A 16,660-nucleotide genomic window follows, 5' to 3' on the forward strand; every position below is an offset into this window, starting at 1 on the left:
GGAGGTCAAGCAGACATGGGGAAACAAAAGCTTGTTGTAATAGGCAATGGCATGGCCGGCGTGCGCTGCGTGGAAGAAATTCTGGGGCTCGCTCCGGAGCGGTTCGAGATCGTCATCTTCGGCGGCGAGCCGCATCCGAATTATAACCGGATTATGCTGTCCAAGGTGCTTCAAGGCGACACGACCGTGAAGGACATTACCATCAATGACTGGCAGTGGTACCTGGATAACGGCATAACGCTTTATGCGGGCGACCCCGTTGTTAGCATCGATAAAGCGAAACGCGTCGTGATCAGCCGGGAAGGGCGTACGGTTCCGTACGATCAATTGATTCTGGCTACGGGCTCTTCGCCGTTCATGCTTCCGCTGCCTGGAGCCGACAAACCGGGTGTTACCGCTTTTCGGGATATTAACGATTGCAACACGATGATGGAAACCGCCAAGTCGTATAAAAAGGCTGTCGTCATCGGCGGCGGTTTGCTCGGCCTGGAAGCGGCCCGCGGGTTGTTGAACCTGGGCATGGACGTTCACGTCGTACACCTTAACGGTTTTTTGATGGAACGGCAGCTGGACGCTGCGGCGGCGAACATGTTAAAAAAAGATCTGGAAAAGCAGGGGATGCGGTTTCTGCTTGAAAAACAGACGGAGAGAATTATCGGAAAAAAACGGGTGGAAGGTCTCCAATTCAAGGACGGAAGCAAAGTAGAAGCGGATCTGGTCGTTATCGCGGTCGGCGTGCGCCCGAACATCAGGCTGGCGGCAGACAGCGGAATAGAGACGAACCGTGCGATCGTCGTCAACGATTATATGGAAACGAATGTGCCGGGTATTTATGCGGTCGGAGAATGCGCGGAGCATCGCGGGACGGTCTACGGTCTCGTAGCGCCGTTATACGAGCAGGGCAAAGTTCTGGCCGGAACAATCTGCGGCACCGGCGGCGAAGGCTACCACGGTTCGATCCTGTATTCGCAGTTGAAAGTATCCGGCGTAGAGGTATTTTCCGCGGGAGATATCCGTGATTCGGACATCGATACTTCCCTGAAAGTGTATGACGGCATTCGGCATACGTACAAAAAGGTTTCAGTCCGCAACAACAAAATTGTCGGCGCCGTATTGTACGGCGACGCCAGCGAGGGCAACAAGCTGCTAGGCTATATCAAGCGGCAGGCGGATGTGTCCGTGCTGGACGAAGAAGAAGCGAAGGGAAGCGGCGCGGATGAGGCATATGCAGCTTCGCTGGCGCTGAACGCGACCGTGTGCTCCTGCAACGGCGTATCGAAGGGCGCGATTCTGGAGGCGGTCCGCGAGCAAGGCTGCGAAAGTGTCGAAGACGTTCGCGCTTGTACACGGGCATCGAGCACATGTGGCGGCTGCAAGCCGCTTGTGTCCGCGATGCTCGGGCTTGCGCTGCAGAGCAAGGCAGCGCCGAAGGAAACGGTGTGCGGCTGCACCGGCTGCACCCATGACGAACTGCGCGAGGCTATACGCGCAGGCGGGTTTGCGACAGCGCGGGAAGCGATGTCCGCGCTGGGCTGGAGCAAGCCGGACGGCTGCGAAGTTTGCCGGCCGGCCTTGCGGTATTATGTCGGCCAGGCGCTGGCGGCCGACATCGAAGCCGGAGCGGCCGCGGCGGCTCCGGGAGCGGGCTTGCTCGCCGACGGCACGTACGGCGTGACGCCGCGCATGTACGGCGGCGTCACGACCGCCGAACAGCTAAGGCGGATTGCGGATGTGATCGACAAGTACAACATCCCGTTAGTGAAGCTGAGCGGCGGCGCGCATCTGGACCTGCTGGGCATCGACGCCGGGCATATCGGTTCGGTCGGCATGGAGCTCGGTCAGCCGCTTGAGGCAGCCCCTGCCTACGGCAAAACGATCGCCTCTGTAGCCACATGCGCCGGTATCGGCTACGATCCCGGCGCGCTGCAGGACTCCGTCCGGCTGGGGGCCCGTCTCGAACGCCGGTTGGAGCATCTGCAAATGCCGGCGCAAGCAGCTGTGGCCGTCTCGGCAAGCCCATTGCACCGGGCGGGGACGCTTGGCAAAGATCTGGGTATTGTCGGCGTGCCGGGAGGCTGGGAGATCTACGTTGGCGGCAGTTCCGGCGCGAAGTTCCGTAAGGGAGAGCTGCTGACGGTGGAATCTTCGGAGGATACGGTGCTGGAAATATCGGCCGCATTTTTGCAGTGGTACCGCGAAGAGGCGAAGTACGGCGAAACGACAGGACAATGGGTGGAACGCCTCGGCATAACGAAGCTGCGGGAAGGTTTGTTTCACCTGCTATTCCGGGCGGAATTGATAGCGAGAATGAACGCAGAGCGGCAACGGACGGAGCAACGGCAAGTAAATCCGCAGCCGACGGCTGCTTTGATAAGGTGAGCTGAGAGCATATGAGTCAGTTGGCAGAGCAAGAACAAGCCGGGAACGGTTTTCTCCATGTGATGGATACACAATGCCCTTTTTGCAGCGTTCAATGCAAGATGCAGGTGATCGAGGAAAGGGGCCGGGCGGAGGGCCGTCCGACCTATATAGTCGTTCCGAAGCCGAATCTCGCTTCGGAAGGACGGCTCTGCATCAAAGGCATGAACGCGTATCAGCACGTGCTGACCGGCGAACGCATCCTGCATCCGCTGATGAAGAAGGATGGCCGGTTCGTCCGCGTATCGTGGGAAGAAGCTTATGAACGGATAGCGACAACGTTCGAGGAGCTTCGCGGACAATACGGGAACCATGCTGTCGGCCTTTACGGCGGTGGCTCGTTAACGAATGAAACCGCCTATTTGCTGGGCAAGTTCGCACGCGTGGCTCTGCAGACGAAGTACATCGACTATAACGGCAGATTTTGCATGTCGTCGGCTGCTTCTGCGGGCGTCAAGGTGTTTGGGATTGATCGCGGCTTAACGAACCAACTGTCGGATATCGAGCTTGCCGATTGCATCATCCTGGCCGGGACGAATATCGCGGAGTGCCAGCCGACGCTCATGCCCTATTTTACAAGAGCTAAAGAGAAGAAAGCCTACATCATTGCGATCGATCCAAGGGAAACCGGCACGACCCGTATCGCCGATCTGCATTTGCGGGTGAAGCCGGGGATGGATGCGGCATTGGCTAACGGTATGCTGAAGGTTGTAATGGAAGAGGGGCTGGTCGATTCGGCATTCGTCCGGCAGCGCACGAAAGGATTTGCCGAGCTGCAAGCGCATCTGGATTCGCTCGATATGGCGGAGATTGCCGGGTTAACCGGAGTTCCGGCCGAACTGATCCGCAAAGCGGCGCTGGCTTACGGCAAGGCGGCGACAGGCATGGTTTTCACGGCAAGAGGGGTGGAACAGCAGACGGACGGGCATATGGCGGTTCGCAACTTTCTTAATCTCGTGCTGTTGACCGGCAAAATCGGCAAGCCGGGCTGCGGCTACGGCGCCGTCACCGGCCAAGGGAACGGGCAGGGCGGCAGGGAGCACGGGCAAAAGGCCGACCAGCTTCCGGGCTACCGGCTGATCGAAAACACCGAAGATCGCGCCTATGTCGCGGGCGTATGGGGGATTGACCCGGACGAACTTCCAGGCAAGGGTGTCTCCGCTTACGAAATGATGGAGAAGGTGTACGAGCAGGAGATTCGCGCTTTGTTCGTGATGGGCTCCAATCCGATCGTATCCAGCCCAAATGCCAATTTCGTAGAAGAAGGACTGAAGAAACTCGATTTCCTTGTCGTTGCCGACTTCCTCATGTCCGAGACGGCACAGTTGGCCGATCTGGTCTTGCCGGTATCCGCGTATTTGGAAAATGCGGGAACGTTGACCAACCTCGAAGGACGCGTACTGCTCAGGGAAGCCGGCCGTGAGACGCCGGGCGAAGTCAAGCATGACTGGCAGGTCCTTTGCGATTTGGCGGAAAGGTTCGGGCGAGGCCGGTATTTCGGCTATGCCGGGGTTGAGGATATTTTTAACGAGCTTCGTTTGGCCAGCCGTGGCGGTACGGCGGACTACTACGGCATCACGTACGAACGTTTGCGGAAGGAAGAGGGTGTGTACTGGCCTTGTCCGGAGCCGGGGCATCCGGGGGCAAGGCGGTTGTTTGAAGCGTCATTCCCGCTGCCGGACGGCAGGGCGCTGCTGACTGTTGTGGACAATCATTTGCCGAAGGAGCAGGTCAGCGAAGATTTTCCGCTGTATTTGACGACCGGCCGCGTCGTTGCTCACTATTTGACCGGCGTGCAAACGAGAAGAAGCCATTCTCTGGCTGCGCAGGATGTGGAATCTTTCGTGGAAATTCATCCGAAAACCGCGAAGAAACACCGGATCGAAGACGCATCGCTTGTGAAGCTGGAGTCCAAACGCGGAGCTATCTATGTGCGAAGCCGGTACAGCAGCGATATCCGCGAAGACACGGTATTCGTGCCGATGCATTGGGGCGGCACGCAGAACGTCAACAAAATTACGCATGATGAGCTCGACCCGACCTGCAAAATGCCGGGATTTAAGGTATGTGCGGTAAAGGTGAGCCCGTTGGTTGCGGAATACGGGTAATCATATTGAAACCTGCGGCCTCTCTCAAGGATTGGTAATCAGTCAAGTTATCTTGACGATTTCCGATCCTTTTTTGCATGGACGGCAAGTATCGGTTTACAGGAAGGCCATGATAGTTTATTTTTGGGCATATACGCGAAAGAATCTCATTTGCTACGATAATTATGATAAGTGAAGCAGAATGAGAGAGAGGGGAAGTATATGAAGAGACACAAGTTGGCTTCGATGATGACGAGTCTTATCCTGGCAAGCGCGGTTGCAGCGGGCTGCGGCTCAAATACGGGAAGTCAGCCATCACCGACTCCGCAAGGACAAGAAACTGCCCCAAGAGCGGCGAACGGCAAGTTTGAACCGCCCGTTACAATCACAACGGCCCGTGTCGTTGGATCGGACTACGTATTTATCAATGGCGAGACAATCGCGAATAATGTTCATAACAAGTGGGCTAAAGAGAAATTAGGCATTGAGATCAAGGACCTGTGGGATACGCCGGATAATGCGGCTTACCATACGAAAATCAGGCTTTCGCTGACTTCGCAAAATCAGCTTCCCGACGTGTTCATCGTGCAGGATCCGAATCTGATTGCCGATCTTATGCAATCCGGAAAAGTGATGGATATCCAGCAGGCTTTTGATCAATATGCATCGGAGCGGGTTAAGAAGCTTTATTCGGATAACAAAACTGCGCTAAATCAGGTGAAAGAAAAAGGCAAGCTGCTCGGATTGCCGATTTTCTCCGCAGGCGACGGAACGAATCCCGTGATGTGGGTCCGGCAGGATTGGCTGGATCGCCTGAATTTGAAAGCGCCTACGACGATCGAAGAGTTTGAAAAGGTGATGGACGCTTTTACGAACCAGGACCCTGACGGTAACGGCAAGAAGGATACCTTCGGGTTCAGTTTTTCGTCCAAGAACGCATTCGCGAACTGGATGTCGGATGCCAGCTTCGTTTTCGGCGCCTACACGGGGAAATTCCTTCCTGGAGCCTGGCAGAAAGCGAGCGACGGGACGCTCAAATACGGCTCGGTTCAACCGGGCATCAAAGACGCTTTGGGGAAACTGCGTTCGTGGTATGAAAAAGGATATCTCGATCCGGAATTAGCTGCTCTTGATGAAATGAAAGCGACCGAAAGCTTTATTCAAGGTAAATCGGGGATCATCGCAGCGCCGTTTTGGGCGAATGGCTGGCCGCTCGGCGATGTCGCCAAGAGCAATCCGGGCGCGGTTGTCAGAGCTTATCCTCTGCCTGTCGGACCGAACGGCCTGACGGCGCGCTTCACCGGTGCGATCAACGAAAATAAAGTCATGATGTTCAACAAAGACTTTAAGCACATGGACGCCTTTTTCCTGTATATGGACAAAATTTATGACAGCCAATTTGGAACCGGCGACTTTAAAAACGGTTTCTTTGAGGGATACGACTATGCGATCGTAAACGGGGAACCTGTGTATGATCCGAAAAAGTTTCCAAAGCCGCTCGAAAAAGCCGCAACTTCAAGCAAGTATAACTTGTTCTGGAACGTGCCGAGGATTCCTTTCATGGAATCGAAGGATTGGGACTATATGTTCCAGGGGAACAAGCCGGAGACCGCAGCGCAAAAGGGAATTGCCGTGGCGGACAAGGAGCAGATTCGCGCCGGATCGCTCAACTACCAGATGAGAAACAGCAATGCGCCGGGAGAATTCCTGGGAGCTCCGACGGAAACGCAGCGAAGCAAAGGCGAGAACTTGAAAACGATGGAGCTGGAGACTTTCGCCAAAATCATTTACGGCAAAGAGCCGCTGGATAAATTCGATACGTTCGTCGCGGATTGGAAAAGTAAAGGCGGGACGCAAATTGAAAAAGAAGTCAACGATTGGTACAAAAGCGTGAATCAATGAGAACGAGGGGCCTCGGGTATGAGGCTCTCTTCTTTTTTAGCGAATATGTTACTGATTCCGATATCCTTGCGGGGTGTGATGGTAGTATTCTTTAAACAAGCGGATAAAGTACTGCGTTTTCAGATATCCGACTTCATGGGCGATATCCGACACTTTTTTATTCGTTTGGGTCAGCAATCGGGCCGCTTTCTCCATTCTGACACGGGTAATATAGGCGGAAATGCTTTCGCCGGTTTCCTTTTTGTACAAACGAGACAAATATACCGGATGCAGATAAACGTGCTCGCCTATTTTGGTCAGGCTGACATCCTCATGCAGATACGTTTGAATAAATTCCTGAATTTGACGGATGATATGGCTTCGGCCGGTTATGGAATCGTTGAGCGTTCGTCTGAACTGTTCGATTAACGGGAGCGCCCAATCCCTGATCTGTTCGACAGAGTGAAAATAATAGGGGTTGGAAATCAAGGAGAGGCTGCCGATCATGTCGGTCAAAGGGTCCCCTTGCTTATTTGCCATGTAAGTGAAGCAGGCGTACAAGTAGTTAACGGCCTCGACGATGTGATATTGTGTCCGAAAAGGCGGTTCGTTCAGTTCTTGCAGAATGCTGTGGAACTTCTCCATCACTTCATTCCACCGGTTCGTTTCCATCCCTAGCAGGAGAGTCGGTGCTTCATAAAGCTTCGTTAACGGTTTATACTCCGGTTTGCCGCTTAACGCGCCATTATGTAAAATAACGCCTTCCTGAAATCCGATCCGCCACCCAAAATCGTTCACAGCTTGCAAATATGAACTGTTTATGTGAGTCCTAAGGGGAAACGGCTCCGTGAACAGCACGGAAATATGTCTCTTTAAAAAAGTCCGGACAGCTTGATGCAGCTCGGCGATCCGCTCCTCCCGCATGTCCCGTTCGCCCAAGGCAGCCGCGGAAAGGACAATGGAAATAAACTGATACGAGTCTTTGCACCACCAGAGGGAGGAGCCTGCTTGAATGTCCCGGAACAAAATTTCCTCCGCTATGTTCAGCAGCGCGTAAGAAAAAAGCTCGATATCCTCCCGCGATTCGTTAGGATACGTTTGCAGACGAATGAGGAGCAGCGTACAGTCATCGTTTGGATGCAAGGGCAAATCCAAAGCTTTCATTTGCTGTCTCAGCTCTTCTTCTGCATATTGTTTGCCAAGCAGCAGGTCAAGCAGTAGATGCTCCTTCATCCGGGTGTTCCCCAGTCTGATGACCGCTTCGGCTTTGTTCACCTCCTGTGTCCGCTTGTTTTCCGCCTGGATTTGCGCCATCACTTTTCGAACGGCTGCGGCAACCTCGTCGCCTGTGACCGGTTTTAGCAAATAGTCGGCGGCACCGTTTTGCAGCGCTCTTTTGGCATAATCAAACTCCGAATATCCGGACAGCAGAATGACTTTCGTATCGGGGTGCCGGTTGTGAATCGTTTCCAGCAAATCCAGGCCGCTTTTTTCGGGCATCCGGATATCGGTAACGAGCAGCGGGATCTGATATTTCATGACAATGTCGAGCGCTTCATCCGTCGAGCTTGCCCGGTATACATCCGCAATCCCGCACTGTGCCCATTCCACACTTTCCTGCAAGTAATCAAGCACATATTCCTCATCATCCACCAACAATACGTTCATAAGGGATAACCTCCTGTCTCATCGAGGGGATCTTAATGGTAACGCTGAAGCCTCCCCATGAATTGTTAGCAAAATGCAAGCCCGATTTCGGACCGAACTTGTTCGTAAGCCGATGATGAATGTTCCATAAACCGCAGCCGATCTCTTCCGAATTGCGCTGATGATATACCTGTACCGCCAGCTCGCGAATGGCTTGTTCCGACATGCCTGCACCGTCGTCTTCGACGGTAATGGTGTAGTCGTCATGACTCCAGGAGCCGCGAATGCGAATGATTCCGGATTCTCTTTTGCTCTCCAGTCCATGTACGACGGCATTCTCGACCAACGGTTGAAGCAGAAGGGTCGGAACGGATAACTCCAGCATCGACGGCAAAATGTCGATTTCGTAAGTCAGCCGCTTGTTTCTGAGCGATTGGACTTGCAGATAGCTATCGACAAGGCTTATTTCGTCTGCCAGCGTAGAATCCGTTCCGGCTTTGCGGGTAATGAAGCGATAAAACTGGGCCAGGTTTTTGGCCATGGAAGTGACGGCTTCCGGAGATTTATGCGCCATACTCACAATATAAAACATGCAGTTGTAAAGAAAATGAGGATTGATTTGCGACTGCAAATGCTTGTATTCCGCTTCGCGCGTTCGAACCCGCTCCTCATACACATTTTCGATCAGAGCTTGAATCCGCGATGCCATTTCGTTAAATTTGGCAAATAAATAATCAAATTCGTTGTTTGTTTTGACGGCCGCTCTGCTGTTATAATCGCCTGAACCAAGGCTCTCGATTTTGCGGACCATGTAGCCGAACGGAATCCGAAAGTGCCGGTAAAGCAAATAGGACATGACTACGCCGGAAACAAAGAGAAGGAGCAGGCTAGTATTCACGAGCTGCTTTACCTTCTTGAGAGGATTCAAAAATTCGTTCAACTGAATGCAGCTGACAAGCATACCGTCCAAAGAAGGAATACGGATCGTTTGCACCATGTATTCCGTACCGTCTATCTTGAGAATGGAGAACTGCGGCCTTGTGGCGGAAGCATCGTCATGGAGCGCATCTACCTGATTCAACAGCGATAAGAACTTCCCGTTAATCGTCTGATTGGCAATTGTCGTGGAATCGGACAAATAGATGAAAGACGTTCCGTTACCCGACGCATCAAGACCCTTAAGAACCGACTTCAAATAGTCGCCTGGAATGGAAGTTTCAACAATGGAGGTTACATGGCTCAAATCCGAATTTGAAGTATACGGATTCGTGAAGAGCAAATGGAACGAAGCCGTTCCTTGCTCATCTTTGCGGATGAACCACTTGTTTTTCGGCGCGGAGACCAGTTGGGCGTCATCGTAGGCAAACTTCCCTTGGGTGGAAAGCGCTTCCTTAATATGCGGCCAGTAAACGCTTATATCGTGATTGAGCGAACCCGCCTGGCTTTGGAGAATCAGCTTTTCCTCGACATATTTCCGCATCAGTAAATGGTCGACATACTCGGGGAAATCCCACGAGCTCGAATATGCCTTGATGCTGGAATCGTTCACGAGCAGCTGCGTCTGCGTTTCGAGCTGTCTTATGGACTGCTCGAGCTGAAGCATCGTGAACTCCAGCTGTTTGGCGGCTGAATTTTCAAGCGTTTCCCGGACCAAGTCCTCGCCGGCTTTGTTGGAATAATAGAAAAGCAAGGTAGCCGGAAGGAGCAGGACGACCAGCATGATCAGCATGTTGCGGAATATTTTATATTTTACCATGTGTTCACCGCCTGGAGAATAATCGTGGGCAAGAGGTTATGGCAAGGGACATAGAAGTTAAGAACGTGCCATAGGTAGCGAAAGATCGCGTTGATATAATAGTAGCAGAAGCAGTCGAAAGTGCAATGACTTGGTTGCAGGAAGGGGAAAACATATGAAAAGCACTCAGGATGCTATTGTTCTAGGCAAAATATCCTCAAGTTCAACGAAGAGCAAATGGATCCGCGGATTGAAAAAAACATGGCCGCTTCACCTGTTGATATTTCCGGCGTTAGTGATCGCTGTCATCTTTCACTACATTCCAATCGGCGGGCTTGTGATGGCATTTCAGAACTATAAGCCTTGGCTCGGTTTTTTTAAATCCGAATGGGTCGGCCTCAAGCATTTTCATTCTTTGTTTATGTTTGAAGAATCCGCTCAAGTCATATGGAATACGTTAATTATTTCCGTATTGAAAATTGGCTTCGGAACGCTCGTGCCGATCGTATTTGCTTTACTGCTGAATGAGGTGCGAAAAAGCGGGCTCAAACGGAGTATTCAAACTTTGGTCTATTTGCCCCACTTTTTGTCGTGGGTCATTCTCGGAGGGATTCTGCTCGACCTGCTGTCGGTCAAAGGCGGGCTTGTGAACCGGATGCTGTCGGCCGTATTCGGCACGAAGCCTGTTTTCTTTTTGGGTGACGGGGATTGGTTCCGCTTTGTCGTGGTTGTAAGCGATATTTGGAAAGAATTCGGGTTCGGCATGATCATTTACTTGGCTGCTATAACAGCAGTGAATCCCTCTTTGTATGAAGCTGCTGAAGTAGACGGTGCGACGAGGCTGCAGCAGACCTTGCATGTGACACTGCCTGCCATGATGCCGATTATTGTCGTTGTCGCTACGCTGCAGCTCGGGAACGTGTTGAATGCGGGGTTTGATCAAATTTTCAACTTGTACAACCCGCTCGTGTATAACAAAGGGGACGTGATCGATACCTTCGTTTACAGGTCGGCTATGCTCAAGGGGGATTTCAGTTTCGCGACGGCAGTCGGGTTGTTCAAATCGGCAACCAGTCTCGTTCTGATTGTCATCTCGTACAGGCTGGCCTATAAATTTGCCAATTATCGGATTTTTTAGTTGAAAAAAGGGGGTGTCGCGACAGATGTACCATAAAACGACAGCTTATCGATGGTTTAATGCCGTGAACCAACTGGTTCTCATCGGTATATCGCTGCTGTGCATACTGCCGCTTATACATGTACTGGCTGTTTCTTTTAGCGGCAAAGCTGCGGCAACCGCCAATATGATCAACCTATGGCCGGTCGACTTTACGCTGGAGTCCTATATGAAGACGTTGAACAACCCGAATTTTGTCCAATCGCTGCTTTATTCGGTGTACCGGGCCGTCCTGGGTACCGGGATCGGCATGGCCGTTACTGTATTGGCAGGCTACGCATTATCGAAAACGTATACGGAATTTAAAAGCCGGAATGCTTATATGTGGTTTTTCGTATTTACGATGCTGTTTTCCGGCGGGCTGGTTCCCAGCTACATTCTTATAACGAATCTTGGCTTGATCAATACGATATGGGCACTTGTCTTGCCTTCGGCGCTAAGCGTGTATAATATGATTCTGCTGATGAATTTTTTTCGAACGATACCTGCCGAACTGGAGGAAGCCGCGCTCATGGACGGGGCGGGGATCATCCGAATTTTGTTCAAGATCCATTTGCCGATCTCGACACCGGCGCTTGCGACGATTACGCTGTTCACGCTGGTGTTTCATTGGAACTCCTGGTTCGACGGGTTAATTTATATGATGGACACGGATAAATATCCGCTGGCGACCTTCCTTCAAACGATCGTCGTACAGCAGGATTTCAGCAAGATAAGCATTGATCCCAAGGATTTGGAAAATTTATCCCAGCGCACCGTGAAATCGGCGCAAATCTTTATCGGGGCGCTGCCCATACTGCTTATTTATCCGTTTTTGCAAAAGTTTTTTATAAAAGGCATCGTGGTCGGAGCTGTGAAAGAGTGACGTTAGCATAATAAAACAAGCGGCAGTCCGGGATTTGTATCTTACGTCCCTCTCTGCCGCTATTTTTTGCAACCGGGAAATATTCCGGCTATGGGGTATCGTTTCAAGCCCGCGGTCCAACCTTCTTGCGATCAAGCAGGGGGCCGGGGGCTCTGACCGAGCAGATTAAGCTCCTTGGCTTGTGCGATTGCTTTTGTGCGCCGATTAACCTTTAATTTGGCGAAAATATTTTTGACATGAACTTTCACTGTACCTATGGCAATAATCAGGTGATCGGCAATTTCCTTATTGGACAGCCCTGCCGATAATAACGCAAGCACCTCCAGCTCACGTTCGGTGAGCGGTTCCTCTATCATGCCGGGCGACGGCTGCACCTCTTCTTCCATGCCTGGTTCTGCATATGATGGTTCCGTCGAGCTTTGCAGCACGCACATCAATATGCCATGCGACGCCATAGCGAGAAGAACAGCCATGCGATCGTGCGCGAACACGCCGCTTGCAAGCTTGTTTTCAAGGTAAAGTACGCCCAGCAGAGCGCCATGGACAGTTACGGGGATGCACAGGGCCGATTGAGGCCGGTGCTTCGCTATATACGGGTTATGGATCAGCCAGCTTTCCTCTCCCCCGGTATAATGAACCTCCTCCTGTGTACGAAAGACATATCTGACAATCCCTTCCGGCAAGAGGGCGCTGTCATTCATTTCTAAAGGAGAAGGGATAGCTTGCGCCTCCGAATCCGCATATACCTGAATAAAAAGCGCGTCATTGCTGCCCGTCAGCAGAGCGCCTTTGCTTGCGCCCGCATATTTCATGATGGTATTCATGATTTCCGCAAGCATGGCATCCATGTCCATCTGATTCGATATCGCCTGAGTTGTTTTAAGGATCGCCGCGAGATCGACGCTGTCCAAGGAATTGTGCTCATTCCGAAAGCCGGATGTTCCGGCCGCTTGCTCCGCATCGTTCCGGCGTATCGGGCTCTGTGCGCTTTCAGACGTTGGACCGGTTTCCTCTTGCCGCTGCCAATGCGCCAGCAGCTCCTCCAATTGTATTACCTTCACATGCACTTCCCATTGCTTGTACCCCTTAATAGCCAATTGCAAATAAAATATAGCTGACTTTCTTTTGTCCTGCCGCCAATAGTGGCCGGCTGCGAGCTCGCCTGCAAGGCTTGTCACGTGCACATCGCCTTGCTCCCTTGCCTCGCGGATGGCTTTGTCATACAGCTCCTCAGCCATTGTGAATTCGCCGGAGACACGCGCATATTCAGCTTGAAGGAGATACTGCCTGGATTGGAAATTAGCCGGGCTGTATTCCGCCCATTTGCTGAAACGGCGAAGACTGCGAGTCAGGTTTTTTTTCAGATTGGGCCATTTCGGTGACTGTGTACAAGCCAATGCGGCCAGCGTTTCATAAAATAGACATTCCGGCAAATGAGGCAAATGAGTGGCATATGCCTCATAAGACCCCGCTTGCCGGGCCCAGCGGACGGCTTCTTCATAATTGCCCAACAAATAGTAAATCTGAGTCTTATACGTGCTGTATTGAAATAAGGTGGTGGCCGAAGTCTCCCCCTTGCGAATCAGGTTTAAAAATTCCTCTTCGTCAAAGCCGGCGCCGCTGAACGAGTCCGGCGCCGCCGTCCCGCCCTGCAGGGCGAGAATATATTGCTGATACAGGTAACAGTTTTGCTTCACGAATTCATCGTTTGTCGTATCGAGCACCGTCATATATTCCGCTATCGTTCTTGCCAATTCGCTTAACGACGCCCTTGTGTACAATGAATTGATATGCGCGCCGATGGCATAACTGGCAAATACATAGTCCCCCGAATCCATACCGAAACGAAGCGCCTTTGTCAAGTAAGCGTCCCCTTCGCGGGCATTTCCGGCAAATAGGCACAGTACTCCGCCGAATACGGTATAGGTTATACTTTTAATGGAAGTGACGTTGTAGCGCTCGGATAGCTCCAGGCCTACTTTGCAAATGGCGTAGCCCTTATCGATTTTGCCTGATGCAATCCCCAGCAGCATCCCGTATGAGGAGTAGATCGCCGCGGAAACGGGGGTGTTGCCATATTGAAGCGAAAGCTGAATGGCTCTGCATGTCAGCAGAAAAAAGACCTTTTTATTCGTGAAAAAGGTGGAAGGAATAATCGCGGCAATCAGGTTCATTGCGGCAATCCGATCTTTATCCGACATTTCCTCCAATTGAGCGAGTCTGTCATACCGATTGCGCAGCAGCGCCTCAATGCGTTTCCCTTCAATCAGCAGCGTGAAGCTTCCCGGGTTGGGCGAAATGATAATCTGATACTCTCTCAGGCTTTCGAGACCGAGGGCAGTGCCTTCCAAATATTTGCCTTGGTTGATGTATTGCATGATTCTGATCATTTGCACTCTGCTTCGCTCAACCCGGTTGCGCGCACGGCCGAGCAAGAAATCGATGTCCTGATCGGACTTCCGGTAGTGGCCGCATAAATATTCGCATTCCGCTTTTTGCGCATGCAATTCGAAGCAAAGTTCGAACTTATTGCCCCAATCCTCCGCAGGCAGCATCTCCACTCCTTTGCCAAAATAACCTAATGCGACATCGTAGGCGGAAGAGGCTTTGGCGCGGTTTCCCGCATCCAGGTTCAGCTTGATGAGCTGCAGCATGTCCTGCTCGTCCGTTATTTGTTTGGAGCCCCGATTAAGATGGTTGACAACGTCAAACGAGTTCTCTCCATGTCCGCTGTCTTCCCCATTCAGGCATCTGCCTATTCGGATATGGATGGCCTGTTTCGATTCGTCATCGATCCGACTGTAAATCAGCCTCTGGATGTTGTCGTGAGCAAAGCGGAATTCATCGGTTTCGAACGGCACAATCATTCCTTCGGCTTCAATTGCGGACCATTCTGCAAGCATGTCTTCCATCGCCCGGTTCGCAACGCAAGCTATCAAATGCGGGTGAAACGTGCTTCCTACGCAGGCCGCAATCCGAAGAAGCTCCTGAGCGTCGCTCGAAAGGCGAAGCAGCTTGTGCTCCATCAAATCATGGATGGCATAGCTTGGCTCCTGCTCGATAATTTGCCCCAAATTCCACTGCCAGCACCGCTTCCCGTGGTTGTACAGCAGAGTGCCGTCGTCCTGCAGCCGGAGTAAGATTTGATTGAAATGAAACGGATTGCCGCCTGATCTATGATACAGCAGTTCCGTCAAGGACATCGTAGTGTCCGCGGGGCTGTTAAGCGTCTCCATAACGATGCGGTTCATTTGCGAAAGGTTCAGCGGCGACAGATGAATATGGCGGACAACCGCTTGCTCTGCGACGCTTCCATCCGTTTCGTACCCCGGCAGCTTGCTTCGGTCCGTTTCCGTATGGCGATAAGCGCAGACGAACATCAAATACTGGCATTCCGGGTCGCATAGCAGCGCATGAATGAGCTGGAGGGACGATGAGTCCGCCCATTGCAAATCATCGATAAACAGGACGAGAGGATGTTCCTTAGATGCCAATGCTTGTACAAATTTGCGAAAAACATAAATGAACCGTTTTTTCGATTCATTGGCCGGAAGCTCTTCCGCAGCCGGCACAGCGCCCAATATCAGCTCGACTTCAGGAATAATCGCTGTAATGACGTTGGCGCTGGCGCCCAAAGCTGCTTGCAGCTTTTGTTTCCACAGCTCGGACTGATCCTTTCGTTCTCCCAGCAAATGACGCATTAACCCGCGAAATGCCTGAATAATCGGATGATAAGGGCTTTCTTTCGATATTTGTTCGAATTTTCCGGTAATATAGAAAAAATCTCGCGAATGCTCTTGTTTTCGAAACATTTCATTCATCAAGCTTGTTTTACCGATGCCGGCTTCGCCCGAAATATAAACCATTTCCGTTGACCCCAAGCAAGCGGAATAAAAGGCTTGCGTAAGCATGGCAAGCTCATGCTCTCTGCCGTGAAACCCCGCCTCCATGAAGAACGTATCATGAGGGCGTCCTATTTTGTCCAAATCCGCTATGAGAAACCCGGCATTTTGGTAGCGCTTATTCGGATTTTTTTCCAGCAGCTTCATGATGATAGATTCCAGACCTTCGGGCAAATCCGTTCTATGATTCGTCAGCGGCGGCGGGCTTTGCGCCAAATGCATATACACCCATTCGAGCGGATCCCCGGCAAGAAAAGGCAGGCGGCCAGCCAGCATTTCGTAGTAAATGACGCCAATCGAATACAGATCGCTGCGCTCGTCTGCGGAACGCATCATCCTGCCCGTGTTCTCGGGTGAGCAGTAGGGCAGACTTGTTTCGGATATGCCGCTGCCGGCCGGACGGACATAGCGGTCATCCGAACGCTGCACCGCATAGCCTGAATCGCTCAAATATGCCTCTTGGCCATTTGCAAGTACAGCTATCCGCTCAGGCCGCAAATCGAGATGAATGGTCTGCTGCTGGTGAAGATTCCCGACACAGGCCGCAATTGCTCTGGCAAGCGGGAGAAACACATCCGGCTTCATGCATGTTTGTTCATTCATAAAATCCCTAAGAGTCATGCCAGTTCGACTCTCGATATAATTGTTCGCATTCATTCTGGTACACCTCGGACGTCAACTTACTAGCGGTTACCTTCTATTGTAATGGAAGAAGGGCTCATATTACAGATAAAAATAGGAATCCGGCAAGCAATTCAGCGCTTATTTTCATGTAAATACTCCTTTATAGGTATAGAGAATTTGAAGGTTTTGCTTTATCTTATTATTATCTTATTAACTGCATTAACAAATCCAGAGAGGTTTTGGTGGTTAAATGTTTAACGCCTTTATTGCTTTTATCAGCATTATGCTTCTTGGAGTGGTCATCTTCATTAAGCTATGGTGGGA

General features: G+C 51.6%; 8 protein-coding genes. 5 read left to right on the forward strand and 3 right to left on the reverse strand.

Going from position 1 to position 16,660, the window contains the following annotated elements:
- The first annotated feature begins 15 nt into the window (after window positions 1–15).
- From nirB to AC3G2T_RS15095, 3 genes are all read left to right on the forward strand, one after another.
- Complete coding sequence (gene nirB, locus AC3G2T_RS15085; protein ID WP_488435998.1) at window positions 16–2,379, forward strand: nitrite reductase large subunit NirB; 2,364 nt, start codon at window positions 16–18, stop codon at window positions 2,377–2,379.
- An 11-nt stretch (window positions 2,380–2,390) separates the two neighbouring features.
- On the forward strand, window positions 2,391–4,526 hold the full coding sequence (nasC, locus tag AC3G2T_RS15090; protein WP_488435999.1) for an assimilatory nitrate reductase catalytic subunit NasC: 2,136 nt from the start codon (window positions 2,391–2,393) through the stop codon (window positions 4,524–4,526).
- Between the two features lie 201 nt (window positions 4,527–4,727).
- Window positions 4,728–6,407 (forward strand): extracellular solute-binding protein, encoded by a 1,680-nt coding sequence (locus AC3G2T_RS15095; RefSeq protein WP_488436000.1) that lies wholly within the window; start codon window positions 4,728–4,730, stop codon window positions 6,405–6,407.
- 48 nt (window positions 6,408–6,455) lie between these two features.
- Here the strand turns inward: AC3G2T_RS15095 and AC3G2T_RS15100 are convergent, their stop codons facing one another.
- Entirely contained in the window at window positions 6,456–8,054 is a 1,599-nt protein-coding gene (locus AC3G2T_RS15100) for a response regulator (protein WP_488436001.1), read from the reverse strand.
- A complete protein-coding gene (locus AC3G2T_RS15105; protein WP_488436002.1) occupies window positions 8,032–9,789 on the reverse strand; it encodes a cache domain-containing sensor histidine kinase in 1,758 nt (585 codons plus the stop codon). The genes AC3G2T_RS15100 and AC3G2T_RS15105 overlap by 23 nt, the downstream gene beginning before the upstream one ends.
- A 154-nt stretch (window positions 9,790–9,943) precedes the next feature.
- Here AC3G2T_RS15105 and AC3G2T_RS15110 point away from each other — a divergent pair, with 154 nt between their 5' ends.
- Together AC3G2T_RS15110 and AC3G2T_RS15115 are read left to right on the forward strand one after the other, a co-directional pair.
- Window positions 9,944–10,906: an ABC transporter permease gene (locus AC3G2T_RS15110; RefSeq protein WP_488436003.1), complete on the forward strand. Its 963-nt coding sequence runs from the start codon at window positions 9,944–9,946 to the stop codon at window positions 10,904–10,906.
- Between the two features lie 25 nt (window positions 10,907–10,931).
- Window positions 10,932–11,810 carry a carbohydrate ABC transporter permease gene (locus AC3G2T_RS15115; RefSeq protein WP_488436004.1) on the forward strand — a complete coding sequence of 293 codons (879 nt, stop codon included), beginning with the start codon at window positions 10,932–10,934 and terminating at the stop codon, window positions 11,808–11,810.
- Window positions 11,811–11,941: 131 nt separating this feature from the next.
- Here AC3G2T_RS15115 and AC3G2T_RS15120 read toward each other — a convergent pair whose 3' ends face one another.
- Window positions 11,942–16,333: an AAA family ATPase gene (locus tag AC3G2T_RS15120; RefSeq protein ID WP_488436005.1), complete on the reverse strand. Its 4,392-nt coding sequence runs from the start codon at window positions 16,331–16,333 to the stop codon at window positions 11,942–11,944.
- Window positions 16,334–16,660: the final 327 nt, after the last annotated feature.

The organism is Paenibacillus sp. sgz302191 (assembly GCF_057749925.1).

What these genes read in the sequence shown, in the direction of transcription:
- nirB (WP_488435998.1), top strand. Translation starts at nt 16, where the DNA reads ATGGGGAAACAAAAGCTTGTTGTAATAGGCAATGGCATGGCCGGCGTG.
- nasC (WP_488435999.1), top strand. Translation starts at nt 2,391, where the DNA reads ATGAGTCAGTTGGCAGAGCAAGAACAAGCCGGGAACGGTTTTCTCCAT.
- AC3G2T_RS15095 (WP_488436000.1), top strand. Translation starts at nt 4,728, where the DNA reads ATGAAGAGACACAAGTTGGCTTCGATGATGACGAGTCTTATCCTGGCA.
- AC3G2T_RS15100 (WP_488436001.1), bottom strand. Translation starts at nt 8,054, where the DNA reads ATGAACGTATTGTTGGTGGATGATGAGGAATATGTGCTTGATTACTTG.
- AC3G2T_RS15105 (WP_488436002.1), bottom strand. Translation starts at nt 9,789, where the DNA reads ATGGTAAAATATAAAATATTCCGCAACATGCTGATCATGCTGGTCGTC.
- AC3G2T_RS15110 (WP_488436003.1), top strand. Translation starts at nt 9,944, where the DNA reads ATGAAAAGCACTCAGGATGCTATTGTTCTAGGCAAAATATCCTCAAGT.
- AC3G2T_RS15115 (WP_488436004.1), top strand. Translation starts at nt 10,932, where the DNA reads ATGTACCATAAAACGACAGCTTATCGATGGTTTAATGCCGTGAACCAA.
- AC3G2T_RS15120 (WP_488436005.1), bottom strand. Translation starts at nt 16,333, where the DNA reads ATGACTCTTAGGGATTTTATGAATGAACAAACATGCATGAAGCCGGAT.